Here is a 17299-nt window from a genome sequence, read left to right as displayed (position 1 = left end):
GCGCTTCCGTCTGGACCGGCTGCGCAGGAGCGGCGGCCGGTGCGGATGCGGCCGCGCCGCCCTCTCCGATGACGCCGATCGTCTCGCCGACGAGGACGGTGTCGCCCTCGCCTTTGACGATGCTGCTCAGCACGCCGCTGGAATCGGCGCTGATTTCCAGGTTGACCTTATCGGTTTCAAGCTCCAGAAGAAGGTCGCCTTGGGCTACGGCTTCCCCTTCTTTCTTGAGCCATTTGGTGATCGTTGCTTCCGAGATGGATTCGCCTAATTCAGGCACTTTGATATCAGACACTTGCTTCTACCTCCCAAGTAAAATCGTGTTCAACGCTTTTTGCTGCAGCGAGAGCGAGATGATGGATTGTTGTTCGGCGGCGTGAACGTCTTGGTGGCCGCTTGCCGGGCTCGAACGGTCCGGGCGTCCGATATAATGGACCGCTTTGCCGCCCGCAACTTCGCGGATGCGGGGTTCCATGAACGTCCAGGCGCCCATGTTTTTCGGCTCTTCCTGTACCCATACGATTTCTTCCAGCTTGCCGTAACGGGCGATGATTTCGGCGATTTCCTTTTGCGGGAACGGATACAGCTGCTCCACGCGCACGATATGCAGCCAGCTCAAGTCCTGATCGCCGGCCGATTCCAGAGCTTCCTCGAGATCGACGGCGACTTTGCCCGAGCACAGAATCAGGCGCCGGACCGCAGCCGGCTTCGCGCCAAGGCCATTCTGCTCCAGAACGAGCTTGAAGCTGCCGTTCGCAAGATCCTCGCCGGGCGATAGGACGCGCGGATTGCGGATCAGGCTTTTCGGCGACATCATGACGAGCGGACGAGCTCCCTCATGCTCGGTCCAGGCAGCCTGGCGGCGGAGCAGATGGAAGTACTGGGCCGCCGTGGACAGGTTCGCCACCGTCCAGTTGTTCTCTGCGCACAGCTGCAGATAACGTTCGAGGCGGGCGCTGGAATGCTCCGGACCTTGGCCTTCGTAGCCGTGGGGCAGCAGCATGACGAGGCTGGAGCGCTGCTTCCATTTCGTGCGCCCCGCCGAGATGAATTGGTCGAAGATGACTTGCGCGGAGTTCGCGAAGTCGCCGTATTGGGCTTCCCAAATCGTGAACGTCTCCGGCGAGAAGACGTTGTAGCCGTACTCGAACCCGAGCACCGCGCCCTCGGTCAGCGGGCTGTTGTGGATCGCGAACGATGCCTTCGCCTGCGGGAAGCGGTGCATCGGAGAGAACTTCTCGCCCGTCTTATGATCGTTGAGGACGATATGGCGGTGCGAGAACGTCGCGCGCTCGACATCCTGGCCGCTCATGCGGATCGGCTTGCCGTCGGCAAGAATCGTCGCGAACGCCAGCGTCTCGGCGAGCGCCCAGTCGACTTTTTCGCCTTGGTCGAGCATGGAGCCGCGGCGCTGCAGGATGCGCTGCAGCTTCGGATAGACGGTGAAGCCCTCCGGATATTTAAGCAGCTCGGCGTTGATCTCGCGCAGCTTGTCGAGCGGAACGGCCGTCTCGGTATTTTCCGGAGCAACCGGAATCGGACCCGTGTCGGCATGCTTGCCGTTGGCCGCATTTTCCTTCATGACGTCGTAGGCGTCCTGAAGCTCCTGAAGCGTATTCTGGATCAGCTTGTTGATCTCGTCCTCGGAGAGGGCTCCCTCCGCCTTGAGACGCTCGGCGTACAGGCTCGCAACCGTCATGTGCTTGCGCACCTTCTCGTAGACGAGCGGCTGGGTGCCTTCCGGATCGTCCATTTCGTTGTGGCCGTAGCGGCGGTAGCCGACAAGATCGATCAGGAAGTCCTTCTTGAACTTGTTGCGGTACTCGCAAGCCAGGCGCACGGCCGCGATGCAGGCTTCCGGATCGTCCGCGTTGACATGCACGATCGGAATTTCGTAGCCTTTGGCGAGGTCGCTCGCATAGTGCGTGGAGCGGGAATCCTTGCTGTCGGTCGTGAAGCCGATGCGGTTGTTCGCGATGATATGGATGGAACCGCCGTTGCGGTAGCCGTCGAGACCGGTGAAGTTAAGCGTTTCCGCAACAATGCCTTCTCCCGGGAACGCGGCGTCGCCATGGACCTGGATCGCAATGGACTTGTCGAGCTCCTGCACCGGATAGCCGGCCTTGCTGCGGTCCTCCTGAGCGGCGCGGGAGAAGCCCTCGACCACCGAGTTGACATACTCCAGATGGCTCGGATTGTTGGCGAGCAGGATGCGGGCGCCGGTTTCGATGGAGCGGTCTGCGCCAAGATGGTATTTCACGTCGCCGGCCCAGCCGGAGTTGATGCCCATCGAGCCTTCGGAAGGAACGAGCTCCTTGTTCGGCGCATGATGGAATTCCGAGAAGATCTTCGCGTACGGCTTGCGCAGGACATGGGCAAGCACGTTCAGGCGGCCGCGGTGCGCCATGCCCATCAGGACATGCTCGGCTCCGTTCCGAACGGATTGGCGGACGATTTCGTCGATGACCGGAATAAGCATGTCGACGCCTTCGACGGAGAACCTTTTCTGGCCGACGAACGTGCGGTGCAGATACGCTTCGAACTGTTCCACATGAATAAGCAGGTCAAGGAGAGCTTTCCGCTCTTCCGGGTTCAGGGAGGAGTTGGCAATGCCGGATTCAGCCTTGGCGCTGAGCCAGTCCCGTTCCGTCTGGGTATGGACGTGGCTGAATTCGAATCCGATGGATTGGGTGTAAGACTTGCGAAGCTGCTGGATCGCCTGCCAGCCGTTCGTGACGCTGGCTGGAGCATGATCCCAGAGGATGGAAGCCGGGAACCGGCTGAGGTCCGACTCGGTGAGATCGAAAGTCGCGGGCTCGACAAGGCGAGTATCCGAGGAAGCGCGAAGTCCGAGCGGATCGGTGTTTGCGGCCAGATGGCCGTAGGTGCGGATGTTGCCTACCAGCTTCTCCGCGGCGGCAAGCTTTTTCAGAAGCGAGACGTCGACGGAAACCTGGCCGGACGGAGCAGCACTGTGAACCGCTGCAGGAGCAAAGTCCGCCGGCGGTTCGCCCAGCTCCGCGAACAGGTCGCGGAAAGAGGGATCGACCGATTCGGGATCGCTGCTGTAGCGCTCGTACTGTTCCTGGACGTAGCCCAGGTTGGGTCCGAAGTAATCATTCCATTGCCGTTTAGTGTTTGATTCGTCGGTCATTTGCCAACTACCTCCGTTAAGTGAAAAAGGTTGGTACGGATGATAACAATGAAGCCGCCTCGCAAGCATCAGCCCGGCAAAAAGCCGCCGGCTTGGTAACCGGCGGCCTGACAATGGCAGGTTGAAAGTCAAGGAGGCCCGGGAAAGATCCCGGCTCCTTGGAGTCATTGAACAGGATCGGCTTCGTTTGTGCTTCTATTATAAAGAAAACGCGGCGCTTATTCAATGTTTGTCGACAACCTTTCGTAAAATGCGACGAACGGTGCAGCCGCCGCCCGCTCTTCCCTGCCGCTGGCGCCCCGAAAATGCTGTAAAGGCTTCCATGAACTGCATGTCAGCCCTTGAAGAAACCGCTGCGGAAGCTGACGAGCTTCGGCTCGGTCATCTCCTCCATGGCGTACCGGACTCCTTCCCGGCCGCTGCCGCTGTCCTTGACCCCTCCGTAAGGCATATGGTCGAGCCGGAAGGTAGGGACGTCGTTGATCATGACGCCGCCGCAGTGGAGACGGTCGGCCGCCTGCAGGGCATGCTCCATATTCTTCGTGAATACGCCTGCCTGCAGGCCGAACCTCGATCGGTTGGCCGCCGCGATCGCCTCCTCCCAGCTGCCGAAAGGCGCTACGACCGCAACGGGACCGAAAGCCTCCTCGCAGCTGAGCTCCGCGTTCTCCGGCACGTCGGTGAGCACGGCCGGCATCATCAGAGAGCCGTCGAACTGCCCGCCGCAGCGCACGCGCGCACCGCCTTCCTTGGCCCGCTCAAGCCAAGACTTCAGGCGTTCCGCGGCCCGCGCGTTGATGAGCGGAGTGATGTCCGTCCGCTCGTCCAGCGGATCTCCGGCGGTCAGCTTCCGCGCGCGCTCCGCGAGCAGCTCCGTGAAGGCTTCGCAATGCTCTTCATGCACGAGTACCCGCTGCACCGATATGCACACCTGTCCGTTGTAGGCGAAAGCTCCCGCCGCCGCCTCGTCGGCGATGGCCGCAAGCTCCTCCGGTGAAAATCCGCGGTCGATCAGCAGCGGGGAATTGCTGCCGAGCTCCAGCGTCACCTTGCGCAGACCCGCCTGCGCCCGGATCTGCCGGCCCACCTCCGGACTTCCGGTGAAGGTGACAAAGGCGATATCGGGATGCGAGGAAAGCGTCTCCCCGAGCTCCTTGCCGCTGCCGGGGATGATGTTCAGTACGCCGTCCGGCAGGCCGGCTTCCTCGAACAGCTCGGCGAGGAACAGCGCCGATAGAGGCGTCTGCTCGGCGGGCTTGAGCACGATCGAGTTGCCCGCCGCGATGGCCGGACCGACCTTGTGGGCGACGAGATTGAACGGGAAGTTGAACGGCGTAATCGCGCTTACGACGCCGACAGGCTCTCGCCCGAGCATCGCCCTTCGTCCTTCGCCGCGGGGAGCCGCGTCCATCGGAATCGTCTCTCCCCTCAGGTTTCTCGCCGCCTCCGCGGCAAACAGATAGGTCTGCACCGTACGCGCGATCTCGGCCCGGGCAGCCTTGATCGGCTTGCCCGCTTCCAAGGCGGCGATCTCGGCCGCTTCGGCGCTGCGGCGCTCCAGCAGATCGGCAGCCTGATACAGGATCGAGCTTCTGCGATGGGCGGGCACGGCACGGAATTCGCGGAAAGCGTCTCTTGCGGCGATGACGGCTTGCACGGCCTGCTCCTTCGAAGCATAGCCGATTTCCGCCAGGCACTCTCCTCCATAAGGCGCTTGAAGCGGCTCGGTTCGGCTTCCTTCTACCCATTTTCCGCCAATCCACAGCTTCGTTGTTTGAATCATTCCTTCCCTCTCCCTCCGATGTGGCCCGCAAAGGTTCCAGCCGTTGAATTAGTGTTTGCGATTCGCGTTATCCGACAGGATCTCCTTGCGTTCGCTTGACAATGATACATATTGTATCATAAAGTTTGATTGAGGCCGTGCCGCCGCATGCCCGCAATCTTCAACCGGCACTGCCGCTTAGAACGAAGTAAGGAGCAGCCCGACATGACCCTGACGATGGGAGATCGATTGCGTGAACTCCGGCTTAACAAGAACATGTCCCAGGAGGAGGTATCGAAAAAGATCGGCATTACCCGCTCCGCCTACAGTCATTATGAAATCAATAACCGCCAGCCTGTCTATGAAACCTTGATCAAGCTTGCCGCGTTTTTTGAAGTCTCCCTGGATTATATGATCGGCGGAGAGCAAAATCAAAGCGAAGCCCAGGTCGCTCCGGAAACGTTCGAAATTCTGAAAATTCTGAACGGAATGGATGCCGAGAAGCGTCAGCGTTCCATTGACCGGATGATGGATGTGCTCAAGCAAGCCGAATAGGCGCCTGCCTTCATGCCGCGGGAGGGGCAGGCGCTTCGGCTTCCCTGCCGGGGTCCGCCTCAGACGCCTTTTAAGCTTTTCAAAGCGAATCCACCCGCTTTTTTTCTCCTCCACCCGCTTTTCCGCCGCAAGCGTTCCTGCCCGCTTTTCCGTCTCCAGCCTTCCTGCCCGCCCTCCTTCCTGCCTCCTTTCATGATCTCCTTGCCATTTCCTGCTCTTCGCTTTTCTAAAAGGTTCGAGCATTCTCTATTCCTCTTAAGCTTCCCTGATCGGCCACGCTGCCGGAATCCTTTTTTTACCTTCGTTTTCCGGGAATCTCCCTGTTCGTTTCAAGTTCCTGCGAATGTCCCCTCTCCTTGCCGCTTTCATTGCTTCCCCAACGGCCACCCGATATAATAAGTGGACGATTGTTGAAGCAAAGGGGCCAAGCAGACCACTATGTACATTGCAGACCAATGGAAAGACTACGAACTTATCGATACTGGCGACGGAGACAAGCTGGAGCGCTGGGGGGATGTCACCCTGCGCCGGCCGGATCCGCAAATCATATGGCCTTACCGGGGCGACCGCCGCAGCTGGTCGAGCGCAGACGGCCATTACCACCGCAGCTCGGCCGGCGGCGGGCAATGGGATTTCCGCAAGCAGCTTCCGGACAAATGGACCGTATCCTACGGTGAACTGAAGTTCAACATCAAGCCGACCAACTTCAAGCATACGGGACTGTTTCCGGAGCAGGCGGTCAACTGGAGCTGGATGATGGACAAGATCCGCGGCGCAGGGCGCCCTGTCCGCGTGCTCAATCTGTTCGCGTATACCGGCGGAGCCACCGTTGCAGCCGGAGCGGCCGGAGCCGACGTCTGCCATGTCGACGCGGCCAAGGGCATGGTCCAATGGGCCAAGGAAAATGCTCAGCTGTCCGGCCTGGCCGACCGGCCCATCCGCTACATTACGGATGATGTGTTCAAATTCGTGCAGCGCGAGCAGCGCCGCGGCAGCAAATACGATGCCATCATCATGGATCCTCCGTCCTACGGACGAGGTCCGGGCGGAGAAATGTGGAAGCTGGAGTCCAGCTTGTTCCCCTTCCTGGAATCCTGCATGGAAATACTGACCGACAACCCGCTCTTCCTGCTGATCAACTCCTATACGACGGGCTTGTCGCCGCAGGTGCTCCACAACCTGCTCCATATGACCGCAGGCAAGCGCTTCGGCGGCAGCATCAACTGCGGCGAGATCGGCCTTCCGATCAGCGCGTCCGGTCTCGTGCTGCCATGCGGCATCCTGGGCCGCTGGGAGGCCTGAGAGCATGGCGGCCTCTACGGGCATTCCCGTGCTTTACGAGGACAACCATCTGCTCGCGGTCGTGAAGCCGCCTGGCATTCCGTCACAGGCGGATGAGAGCGGCGACGAGGATATGCTCACGCTTCTCAAGCAGGACTTGAAAATACGGCATGACAAGCCCGGCAACGTGTTTCTCGGGCTCGTCCACCGCTTGGACCGGCCGGTAGGAGGCGTCATGCTGTTCGCCAAGACGTCCAAGGCTGCCGGGCGGCTGTCCGATTCCGTGCGGACGAGAACCTTCAGCAAGACGTATTTGGCCGTTCTGAACGGAAGGCCTCCACAGTCCAAGGGACAGCTGAAGCATTATCTGGCCAAGGACTCGAAGCGCAACGTCGTCACGGCTTATGACAAGCCCCGGGGAGACGCCAAGGAAGCCAAGCTTTCCTATGCCGTGCTCTGCGAGGCGGATGGCTTGGCGTTGGCGGCCGTCCGCCTTCATACCGGCCGGCCTCATCAGATCCGAGTGCAGATGGCTGCCATCGGCTGTCCGCTCCATGCCGACCTGAAATACGGAGCCCCCGTCCCTCGCGGAGACAAGTCCAGAAGCGGCCATGCGGACATCGCGCTCTGGTCGGCGGAAGCAGGCATTCCGCATCCCGTCAGCAAGGAGTGGATGTCCTTCGCCTCCCGTCCGCCAAGCTCCTTTCCCTGGAACCTTTGGGAGGACAGCCTGCTCGACGGAGCCGCCCGGCATCTGGAAACGGAATTCGGAGCGGAAGCAGGAAACGCAGAACCCCGCTAAATACGGAGACGATAGTACAACAACAGCGGCAGCCTGAGGAGAGCAAGCTCTCCAAGGCTGCCGCTGTTGTTCGTTTCCGGAACGCTTCTATCCTTTTCCGCAGCCGGACTTGTACGCAGCCGGCATGAGCAGCCATGCAACTTTTTAGAGCTGACAGCGTCGAAGAGGATAAGATTGTTTCCATTCTGTTCCAACGAGAGCGAGTTGATCCGATAACATGCCGTTCCGCTTCCGAAGCCGCCTGCTGCTGACCGCTTCATTGCTGGGCTTTGCTTTGCTTCCGTCCCCTGCTGACGCTGCCGGCTCTGCCCCGGACCCGGCGCCGATCAAGCTGATTGTAAATGAACAGATAGTCAAAACGAATACCGCTCCCTTTCTGGACAATGGGACGGCTTATCTCCCTCTCCGGTTATCCGGGGAGCTGCTGGGCTGCCTCGTATCCTGGGACTCTCCGTCCAAAACCTTCACGCTGCAGTACCCGAAGAGAACGGTCAAAATGACCTACGGCGCGGCCGCTGCAACGGTGAACGGACAATCCGTTCCTTTGAGCGGGCCGCTGCGGATGGTCGACAGCCAGATCTATGTGCCGCTTCGCTTCCTGTCGGAAGCCGTCGGCAGCAAAATCTGGTGGGATGCTCCCAGCCGGTCCTTGCACTTGAAGGGAAACGATGAGTATATCAAGCGCTCTATCCCCAATGACCGGATGTGGCTGAGCCGCGACAGCGGGGATCTGTACCTGTCCAAGGATGAAAGCTCCCCAGCCGCGCTCGCCGGCCGCGTCGAGGCTGATTTCCAAGGCACCGTTTCCCTCGAGGGGAATGGATTTTTTCTGAACGGCAGCGTCATTACCGTTGTGGACCGTTATGGAGCCGACCGCAGCCGCTATGACGTCTACAGCCTCCTTCTCCATGACGGCAAGATCGCCGTCCAGACCAAAGCAGGCTATGAAGGACTCATGGACCACAATGCAAGCTTCACACAGATTGAAGGTCCGGACGGCTTGACCTCCTATACCATCTTGACGGACGGACGAACCGCTGCCTTGTACGATGAAAAGGCTCTCCCCGCCAAGACATACGACATGGCCGAGCTTGCCGGCAAAGAAGACCGCTATTTCCTCCATGGCATCGGGCAGGATTATATGATTGTTCGGCCAATGTCGACCGGACTGCTGACCTTGATCGATTTCAAGGATCATACCGTTACGGTGCTGGCCGACAAGCTTCTTTCGGGCAAGGACCTGGAAGATGCCTACCGCATTCCTTCCAAGGGAGACGGGCTGGTGGTGGCCGCCGATATGGGCGCCGGCCAGCTGGACTTCTTTTACGACAGCTCTCTCGACGGGAAGGACGGCAACTATGAACGGCTTACCTACCTCCGTCCTTCCTACGAAAAGGAACGGCAGAGCCTGCCGAAGCCGCGTACTGTCGATGAGCTCGCGGCCGATTGCTCCAGCAAGACGGTCAAATCCGTCTCCATGCAGGATGCCGATACCGTCTACATCTCTCTCAACGGAGCCAACCCGAACGATAAGGCCTCTATCGCCACTGTCTGCGGCATTCTGAAGAAATTCGCCGCAAAAGGAGTCCGGGAGACCGTTGCCAAAGTGCCCGACGATCAGTTTTTCCACGGCATGACCATCTCGTTCAACCAAGGGGACGGCACGTCGCTGTATGCCGCTTCCGGCAGCAAGCTCGTATACGGAGCGACCGGAGGAAAGGACAGCCTCGTCCTGAACGATTCTGCGGCCGTCAAGGACTTCAATGCTTTGAAGGTGCTTCCTTTCATGGACATTTCCCCCCATCCCATTGTCATCGGTCAGACGGTCCATTTGAAAGGAAACAACGGCGGCGACGAACCTTCCGGCGATTTGATCGTCTGCTGGACGTCTCTCGCCGTGAAATCTACAAACGTCAATCTGACGATCTTCAAGGGAAAGCTTGCTTTCGGATCCTTTGATGTCCGCTTCGCCATGCCTGCTTATGGAACCAAGCCGGATGGAACGAAAGTGAAGCTGGAGCCGGGCAAAGGTTATTTCACCATGAAAGCAGAGAACGGCTCGCGTCCGTATCTGGTCGAGCTGCTGCCGCCGAAATCATCTTCCTGAAGCAGGCAGCGAGGCTTCCGAATTGAAAAGCGAACGCCGGCTTTAACCGGCGTTCGCTACTTTGCCAAGCAGATAGACCAGCAGCTGCTGGTTGTGGGAAGAGATCCGGTCCAGAGCACCGCGGATGAAGGCTTCCCTGACTTCCATGCCGCGCGCGGCTTCCTTCTCCCCATGCTCGGTAACCGTCACCCAGACGATCCGGCGGTCGGCCAGATCCCGGCCACGCTCGATCAGGCCGCCGCGCTCCATCCGGTCGAGCAGCGTCGTGATGGCAGCCGGCGTCGTATGGAGATGCTGCAGCAGCTCGGACGGCTTCATCGGCTGATGCTTGATCAGCAGCTCGAGCGCGTTGAGCTGGCCTTCCGTCAAGTTCGGCAGCAGGCTGTCTTCCAGATGGGTTTTCCACTCCCTTGAAAGCTTCATCCACAATTTGGCGAAATCCTCCGTAATCATAACCGACAACGACTTCAACCCCAATCTGTTCAGTTGGCCAGGCTCGTCCGCAGGAAGCCCGGGCAAGTCCTATTGCTGATTCCTATCCTAAATTATACCATCTGAAAATGTCGAAAGAAAGGTTAATCGGATTAATAATTGCAGACCTTAATCGATACCATTCCGAACCATTAGACACACTCTGACATAGACTGCAGAGAAGAACTTCGAGCGAAGGCGAAAGGGTGGTAACCGTGGAAGAGCATAAGGAATCCGTGATCCGCAAAATACGCGCATACGGAATCATCAAAGACTCGGTCTGGCTGGAGAAGCCGGATGAGCCGGTTCCGATGTGGGTTTTGCTGGATGCGCTTTTACAGGTTATCGACCGACTTGAGCCTTCCGAGGACCGGCCGTTCGACTGAGCGCAGACAGAGCTGGCAGAGCTGACAGAACTGGCAGAGCTGGGACGGCGCTTTCATCCAAAAAGAGCGATGCCTGCTTTCGAATACGAAAAGCCCGACCGGCTTGCTTAAGCCGGTCGGGCTTCGTTTGTTGCTTGATTTTCTGCGGCTGAATCAGCCTTGTCCAAGCTCTGGACGGGCATACAGCTGCTGCACGGAGTCGTTCTTCTCGACCTGAGCGAGCTGCCGCCCGATCGATCTGCGGTCCTCGATCGGCGTCTTCTCCGTCAGGAAGCGCTGTACGCTTCCGCTGGAGAGCTGCACGTTCAGCTCGCGAGGCTGACGGCAGTACCAGGCGCCTGCAAGCCGGCTGCCGTTGGGCTTGACCCGCTTGCCTTCCTTGAATTCAAACGACTGCACGCCCTTGCCTCCGCGCCCTTGCACCGGGTAGTCGGCAAGCAGGCTGCGCTTGCCGTAGCCGAGGTCGCTGATGACGAGAATCTCGCCTTCGTCTTCCCGGCTGACCTCAAGCGCCGCGGCCAGCTCGTCGCCTTCCTTGAACTGCATGCCGCGCACGCCTCCGGAGACGCGTCCCATCGGACTGACCTCTTCCGCCGGGAAGCGGATGGCCGAGCCCAGCTTGCTCACGAGCAGCAGATGGCTGGCGCCGCGCGATTGCATGACGGCCACGATTTCATCTCCGTCCGCGACCTTGCACGCTGCGACTGCCGTGGAACGGTTGGTCGCGTACTCCTTGAGCTCCGTACGCTTCACCTGTCCTTTGCGGGTGAAGAAGAACAGCGATTCGCCCGGCTTCTGGATGTCCTTCACCGGAATGACGGCGACGATGCCGTCATCCTTCGGAATCGGGATGACGTTGACGATCGCGGTGCCCGCATCCTTCCATTTGAATTCCGGAATCGCATGGACAGGAAGCATGTAGTAGCTTCCCTTGCGGGTGAAGACGAGCAGGCTGTCGATCGTGCTCGCCTCCAGCAGATAACGGATGGAATCCCCGTCCTTGACGCCGGAGGCATCGATCTCGCCACCGGAGCGGGTGAAGCTGAGCATGCCGGTGCGCTTCACATAACCCTCGCGGCTGATCGCCACGAGCACGTCCTCCGCGCTCACGAGCACTTCAAGTCCGACCTTGAGCTCCTCCACCTCGCCGCGCAGCTCCGAGCGGCGGTCGATGCCGTATTTCTCCCTGATCTCCGTCAGCTCGTCCTGAATGACCTTGATCAGCTTGCGCTCGCTGTCCAGAATGGAGCGAAGATACTGGATCTTTTTGGCCAGCTCGCGCAGCTCCTTCTCCAGCGAAGTAATCTCCAGATTCGTCAGCCGGTACAGCTGGAGCGTCAGGATCGCGTCCGCCTGGCGCTCGCTGAAGCCGAACTGCAGCATCAGGTTGTTCTGGGCATCCGAACGGTTTTTGGAAGCTTTGATGCTGGCGATGACTTCGTCGAGGATGTTGAGCGCCTTGACGAGCCCTTCCAGCACATGGGCGCGGTCTTCTGCCTTCTCCAGCTCGAAGCGCGTCCGGAAAGTGACGACTTCCTTCTGGTGGCTGATATAGGCCGACAGAATCTCCTTGATCCCCATTTGGCGCGGAGCCTTGTTGACGATCGCGACCATGTTGAAGTTGTAGGTCACCTGCAGGTCGGTCTTTTTGAGCAGATAAGCCAGGATGCCTTCGGCGTCGGCGTCTTTCTTCAGCTCGATGACGATGCGCATGCCTTCGCGGCCGCTCTCGTCCCGCACCTCGGCGATGCCGTCGACCTTCTTCTCCAGGCGGATGTTCTCCATCGCTGTCACAAGACGCGACTTGACGACCTGGTAAGGAATTTCCGTGACGACGATCTGCTTCTTGCCGCCCCGCAGCTCCTCCACTTCGGTGCGGGAGCGCAGATGGATGCGGCCCTTGCCGTTCGTATACGCCTCGCGGATGCCGTCCTCGCCCATGATGATGCCGCCTGTCGGGAAATCCGGCCCTTTCATGATGCCCATCAGGTCGGAGACCTCAAGGCTGCCGTCCAGCATGAGCGCGATGCAGGCATCGATCACCTCGCGGAGGTTATGAGGCGGAATTTCCGTCGCAAAGCCCGAGCTGATCCCGCTGACTCCATTGACCAGCAGATTCGGGTAGCGGGCGGGAAGCACGACCGGCTCCTTGGCGGTATTGTCGAAGTTGTCCTTGAAGAGGACGGTGCGCTTCTCGATATCGCGCAGCAGCTCCATCGCGATGTTCGACAGGCGCGCTTCCGTATAACGCATCGCCGCCGCGGGATCGTCGTCGATCGAGCCCCAGTTGCCGTGGCCGTCGACGAGCGTATGCCCCATCTTCCAAGGCTGTGCCATCCGCACCATGCCCTCGTAGATCGAGGAGTCGCCATGCGGATGATAGTTGCCCATCACGTCGCCGACGGTTTTGGCGGATTTGCGGTAAGGCTTGTCCGGCGTATTGCCGGAATCGTACATCGCATACAGGATGCGCCTCTGGACCGGCTTCAGGCCGTCCCTGACATCCGGAATGGCGCGGTCCTGGATAATATATTTGGAATAGCGACCGAATCGGTCGCCGACGACTTCCTCGAGGAAAGCCGGCAAAAACTGCTCGCTCGTGCTCATGGGTGTATCCCCCTATTCCTCGTATTCCCTGAAGTCCACATTGTCGATGATCCAGCGCTTGCGCGGGTCGACCTTGTCGCCCATAAGCGTCGATACGCGCCTTTCGGCCTTGGCCGCGTCCTCGATCCGCACCTGCAGCAGCGTGCGCGAATCCGGGTTCATCGTCGTTTCCCACAGCTGGTCGGGGTTCATCTCGCCGAGTCCCTTGTACCGCTGCAGCTCGTAGTTCTTGCCCATTTCCTTGCTGTAATTCTGCAGCTGCTCGTCGGTCCAGGCGTACCGGACCGTCTCCAGCTTGCCGGATTTGCGGCTCATCTTGTAGAGCGGCGGCTGCGCGATGTAGATCTTGCCGGCGTCGATGAGCGGCTTCATGTAGCGGTAGAAGAACGTCAGCAGCAGCACCTGGATGTGGGCGCCGTCGGTATCGGCATCCGTCATGATGATGATTTTGCTGTAATTGCATTCGGATGCTTCGAACTCAGGTCCGACCCCTGCGCCGATCGCCGCGATGATCGCCTTGTACTCGTCGTTCTTGAGGATGTCGGCCAGGCGGGCCTTCTCCGGATTCATCGGCTTGCCCTTGAGCGGCAGAATCGCCTGGATCTTGGAATCGCGTCCTTGCTTGGCGGAGCCGCCGGCGGAATCGCCCTCGACGATGAACAGCTCGTTGCGCGTGGAATCCTTGGACTGGGCCGGCGTCAGCTTGCCGCCGAGGTTGGAGCTTTCGCTGCGCTTCTTGCCGCTGCGGATCTCGTCCCTCGCCTTGCGCGCCGCCTCGCGGGCCTTCGAAGCCTGGATCGCCTTTTTCAGGAGCATCTGGCCGACCTGCGGGTTCTCCTCCAGGAAGACAGCCATCTTGTCCGCGACGACCGCGTCGACGGCGCTTCTCGCGGAGGAGCTGCCGAGCTGGTCCTTCGTCTGGCCGACGAACTCGACCTCGGACATCTTGATGTTGATGACGGCCATCATGCCTTCGCGCAGGTCGCCGCCCTCGAGATTCTTGTCCTTCTCCTTGATCATCGCCGTGCGCCGGGCATAATCGTTCAAGACGCGGGTATACGCGGTCTTGAAGCCGGTCTCGTGCGTGCCGCCGCCGCGGGTAGGGATCGAGTTCACGAAGCTGACGATCGTCTCCGTGTAGCCGTCGTTGTACTGCAGCGCGACTTCGACCTCGATGTCGTCCTTCTCCGCGCTGAAATGCACCGTTTCGTGAAGCACCGACTTCTCCTCGTTCAGGAACTCGACGAACTGCTTGGCGCCGCCTTCGTAGTGGAAGACGTTCTCGCTGCCCGTGCGCTCGTCCTTGAGCACGACCTTGAGGCCGGAGTTGAGGAATGCGATCTCCTGCAGCCGGTCCGAAAGGGTGTCGAAGCTCAGCGACGTATGGCCGTGAAACACTCGGGAATCCGGCTTGAACGTGACCTTCGTGCCCGTCTGGCGCGTCGTCCCCGTCACCTCGAGACCCGTGACCGGCTCGCCGACATGCTCCTTGCCGTCCTTGTCCACCCAGTACTCGAAGCGCTGTTTATGTATCTTGCCGTCGCGGAAGATCTCCACCTCGAGCCATTCCGAAAGCGCGTTCGTAACCGAGGCTCCGACGCCGTGAAGGCCGCCTGACTTCTTGTAGCCGCCGCCGCCGAACTTGCCTCCGGCGTGGAGGATCGTAAAGACGACCTGAGGCGTAGGAATGCCCGTCTTGTGCATGCCGGTCGGAATTCCCCGGCCGTTATCGTGAACCGTCACCGAGCCGTTCTTGTGCAGCGTGACGTTGATATCCGTGCAGTATTTGGCCAAATGCTCGTCGACGGCGTTGTCCACGATCTCCCAGACGAGATGATGCAGACCTGAATTGGTCGTGCTGCCGATGTACATGCCGGGGCGCTTGCGCACCGCGGTCAGCCCCTCCAGGATCTGAATGTCGTCCGCGCCATAGGAAGGGCTGCCTGTCGCCGTATTCGCCGCTTCGGTTGCGTAGAGGTCCAGTTGTTCGGCCATACGCGTCCCCCTTTTCGTTGTGAAGCCTGTGCCCGGAGCGTCCCGCCGGGCGGGAATCGATGCGCTTCCGAGAATCTTAGCTATTTTAATTCAAGATGTCCTGTTTCGTAAAGATGCCGAAAGATACGGCCAAAGCCGCCGCGGACCATGCCGCGAGCACGCCTAGCGAAAAAACGAGATTCATGCCGTCGATCGGCGCCGGCACCCCTTCGAGGTAATCGGTCAGGTCGATGTTCACCGAAAACAAATATTTCGCGCTCTCCCAGGAGGATGTCATGCCGGAAAGGATCGTGCCGGAAATGACGGCTGCCATCATCGTCACGATGCTGGCAGCGGTGCTTCTCAGCAGCACGGAAACCATGAGCGACAAGACGGCGACGGTCATGCAGGACACCCAGATCAGCCCGCTCTGCATGAACAGGTACAGCCACTGCGGCACCGCATGCACGCCGCTGGCGTCGATCGTGCCGCCCTGGACGCCGAAGCCCGTGAACACCGGCATCGTCCAGCCTCCGTAGCCGAATACGGCGCCCGATATGAGGTAGGAGACCGCTCCTGTCGCTACGATCGCGAGCGATACGTACAGCGTCAGGGCGACAAGCTTGCTCATGAGGATCTTCCAGCGCTTCACCGGCCGCGTCAGCAGCATCTTGATCGTGCCGCTCGAGCGCTCTCCCGATACTAGATCGGAGGCGATCGCCAAAATCATTAGAGGGAAGAAGAGCGAGACGGAGCTCGCCATGAACTGCCTGGTGAACGAAACGGCGTCCGGACTGCTTGGATTCACGTCGTGATCGAGATAATACTGCAGGCGGAGAATCTCGATGCGGTCGTATTTCTTCCACTCCTCGGGCACCCTGTCGCTGGCCAGCGTATTCTGCAGATCCGTAATCTGCTGCTGGATCTGGTTGCGCCAATCCTTGAAGTGGACGGCGTTGGTCTGCGACACCCTCATCTGCGCATAAGTAAAGATCGGAATCAGCACCAGTAGAATAAGAAGGATAACATAGAACCGTTTCTTTTTCCAAATTTTCAAGGTTTCATTCTGGATCAGCGGCAGCAGGTCTCTCACGATTCATTCTCCTCCGTCAGCGTCAGGAACATCTCTTCGAGCGTTGGCGCGACGCGCTGCACCGCATGGATGGCGATGCCCGCTCCCGCGAGGCGGGCGACAAGTCCGGGCAGCACAGCCTCGGGGACGGTCGTGACGACAGCTCCCTCCAGATGAGCGAGCGCGCTCTCGTCCATCCGGTATTCGCCTTCCCTCAGAATACGCAGCTGCGGCTCCTGGAGCAGGAGGCTCTCCGCCTCCGCAGGCCGGTCGGTCTTCCACAGCACATAGGAGCCGGCTTGCGCCACCAGCTCGTCCACTCGTCCAACCGACAGCACGCGCCCGCCGGCGATGATCGCGACCCGGTCGCACATCAGCTGGATCTCGCTCAGCAGATGGCTGGAGATGAACAGGCTGATGCCGCTGTCCGCCAGCATCCGGATGAATTCGCGCAGCTCCTTGATTCCCTTCGGATCCAAGCCGTTCGTAGGCTCGTCGAGAATGAGAAGCTTGGGACGCCCCAGCAGCGCCTGCGCGATGCCGAGCCTTTGGCGCATGCCGAGCGAGTAGGTTTTGACCTTGTCATGGATGCGGTCGTCGAGCCGGACGATCTCCGCCACCTCGCGGATGCGGTTTTTGTCGATCCCTCTCTGCATGCGGGCAAAATGCTCCAAATTCTCCCATCCGCTCATGAACGGATACATCTCCGGATTTTCGACGATGGAGCCGACCTCGGCGAGCGCCCGCTCGGGATTCCGCTGCACGCTGTGCCCTCCGATCAGCACTTCCCCTTCCGTCGGCTTGATGAGATCGACGAGCATGCGGATCGTCGTCGTCTTGCCGGAGCCGTTCGGCCCGAGAAATCCGAAAATCTCGCCGGCCTTCACGTCGAAATCCACTTGATGGATAATCCATGTTCCCCGGATTTTCTTCTTCAGTCCGCGCACGGACAGCACGGTCGCCGCTTCGGACAGGCGCTTGTCCCTTCCGTCCGGTTCCGGCTCCAGCTCCAGCTTCTGCGGCAAGACCTCCTTTTCCTGATCAAGCTTCCTGATTTTGTACTCTATCGTCACGATGGCCGCCTCCTGTCCTGATCCTCTATATCTGGGTCCGTTCCCTGTTTCCGAATCA

13 protein-coding genes are annotated in these 17299 nt (G+C 59.8%); 5 read left to right on the top strand and 8 right to left on the bottom strand.

Annotation, left to right across the window (positions count from 1 at the left end):
• The 3 genes from BN871_RS02475 to BN871_RS02465 all read right to left on the bottom strand — a co-directional run.
• Nucleotides 1–292 (bottom strand): biotin/lipoyl-containing protein (locus BN871_RS02475; protein WP_048744249.1); only part of this gene is annotated, 292 nt, incomplete at its 3' end.
• A 6-nt stretch (nucleotides 293–298) separates the two neighbouring features.
• Nucleotides 299–3151, bottom strand: a complete 2853-nt coding sequence (locus BN871_RS02470) for a 2-oxoglutarate dehydrogenase E1 component (protein WP_048744247.1) — start codon at nucleotides 3149–3151, stop codon at nucleotides 299–301.
• A gap of 334 nt (nucleotides 3152–3485) precedes the next feature.
• Nucleotides 3486–4934, bottom strand: a complete 1449-nt coding sequence (locus BN871_RS02465) for an aldehyde dehydrogenase family protein (RefSeq protein ID WP_021879802.1) — start codon at nucleotides 4932–4934, stop codon at nucleotides 3486–3488.
• A 204-nt stretch (nucleotides 4935–5138) separates the two neighbouring features.
• On the opposite strand from BN871_RS02465, the gene BN871_RS02460 reads away from it, so the two are divergent.
• The 4 genes from BN871_RS02460 to BN871_RS02445 all read left to right on the top strand — a co-directional run bounded on the left by BN871_RS02460 (nucleotide 5139) and on the right by BN871_RS02445 (nucleotide 9658).
• The gene (locus BN871_RS02460; protein ID WP_048744245.1) at nucleotides 5139–5468 is read left to right on the top strand and encodes a helix-turn-helix domain-containing protein; all 330 of its coding nucleotides are present in this window, start codon (nucleotides 5139–5141) and stop codon (nucleotides 5466–5468) included.
• Nucleotides 5469–5906: 438 nt separating this feature from the next.
• Entirely contained in the window at nucleotides 5907–6770 is an 864-nt protein-coding gene (locus BN871_RS02455) for a class I SAM-dependent methyltransferase (RefSeq protein ID WP_021879804.1), read from the top strand.
• A 4-nt stretch (nucleotides 6771–6774) separates the two neighbouring features.
• Nucleotides 6775–7551 carry an RluA family pseudouridine synthase gene (locus tag BN871_RS02450; RefSeq protein WP_021879805.1) on the top strand — a complete coding sequence of 259 codons (777 nt, stop codon included), beginning with the start codon at nucleotides 6775–6777 and terminating at the stop codon, nucleotides 7549–7551.
• Nucleotides 7552–7768: 217 nt separating this feature from the next.
• Nucleotides 7769–9658 carry a copper amine oxidase N-terminal domain-containing protein gene (locus tag BN871_RS02445; protein ID WP_021879806.1) on the top strand — a complete coding sequence of 630 codons (1890 nt, stop codon included), beginning with the start codon at nucleotides 7769–7771 and terminating at the stop codon, nucleotides 9656–9658.
• A gap of 42 nt (nucleotides 9659–9700) precedes the next feature.
• Here the strand turns inward: BN871_RS02445 and BN871_RS02440 are convergent, their stop codons facing one another.
• Complete coding sequence (locus BN871_RS02440; protein ID WP_048744242.1) at nucleotides 9701–10111, bottom strand: MarR family winged helix-turn-helix transcriptional regulator; 411 nt, start codon at nucleotides 10109–10111, stop codon at nucleotides 9701–9703.
• A 224-nt stretch (nucleotides 10112–10335) separates the two neighbouring features.
• Between BN871_RS02440 and BN871_RS02435 the strand changes: the two genes are divergently transcribed.
• Complete coding sequence (locus BN871_RS02435) at nucleotides 10336–10515, top strand: hypothetical protein (protein ID WP_048744240.1); 180 nt, start codon at nucleotides 10336–10338, stop codon at nucleotides 10513–10515.
• A gap of 153 nt (nucleotides 10516–10668) precedes the next feature.
• Here BN871_RS02435 and gyrA read toward each other — a convergent pair whose 3' ends face one another.
• The 4 genes from gyrA to BN871_RS02415 form a co-directional block, all read right to left on the bottom strand.
• Entirely contained in the window at nucleotides 10669–13122 is a 2454-nt protein-coding gene (gene gyrA / locus BN871_RS02430; RefSeq protein WP_021879809.1) for a DNA gyrase subunit A, read from the bottom strand.
• A 12-nt stretch (nucleotides 13123–13134) separates the two neighbouring features.
• The gene (gene parE, locus BN871_RS02425) at nucleotides 13135–15117 is read right to left on the bottom strand and encodes a DNA topoisomerase IV subunit B (RefSeq protein WP_048744236.1); all 1983 of its coding nucleotides are present in this window, start codon (nucleotides 15115–15117) and stop codon (nucleotides 13135–13137) included.
• Between the two features lie 85 nt (nucleotides 15118–15202).
• Nucleotides 15203–16189: an ABC transporter permease gene (locus BN871_RS02420; protein WP_048744234.1), complete on the bottom strand. Its 987-nt coding sequence runs from the start codon at nucleotides 16187–16189 to the stop codon at nucleotides 15203–15205.
• Nucleotides 16186–17181 (bottom strand): ABC transporter ATP-binding protein, encoded by a 996-nt coding sequence (locus BN871_RS02415; protein WP_373864552.1) that lies wholly within the window; start codon nucleotides 17179–17181, stop codon nucleotides 16186–16188. Before BN871_RS02415 ends, BN871_RS02420 begins: the two co-directional genes overlap by 4 nt.
• Nucleotides 17182–17299 lie beyond the last annotated feature (118 nt).

Source organism: Paenibacillus sp. P22 (genome assembly GCF_000469945.2).
GTDB lineage: Bacteria > Bacillota > Bacilli > Paenibacillales > Paenibacillaceae > Paenibacillus_O > Paenibacillus_O humicus.
Note: the sequence above shows the minus strand (reverse complement) of the source record. Positions and strands in the feature narration are given on the sequence as shown.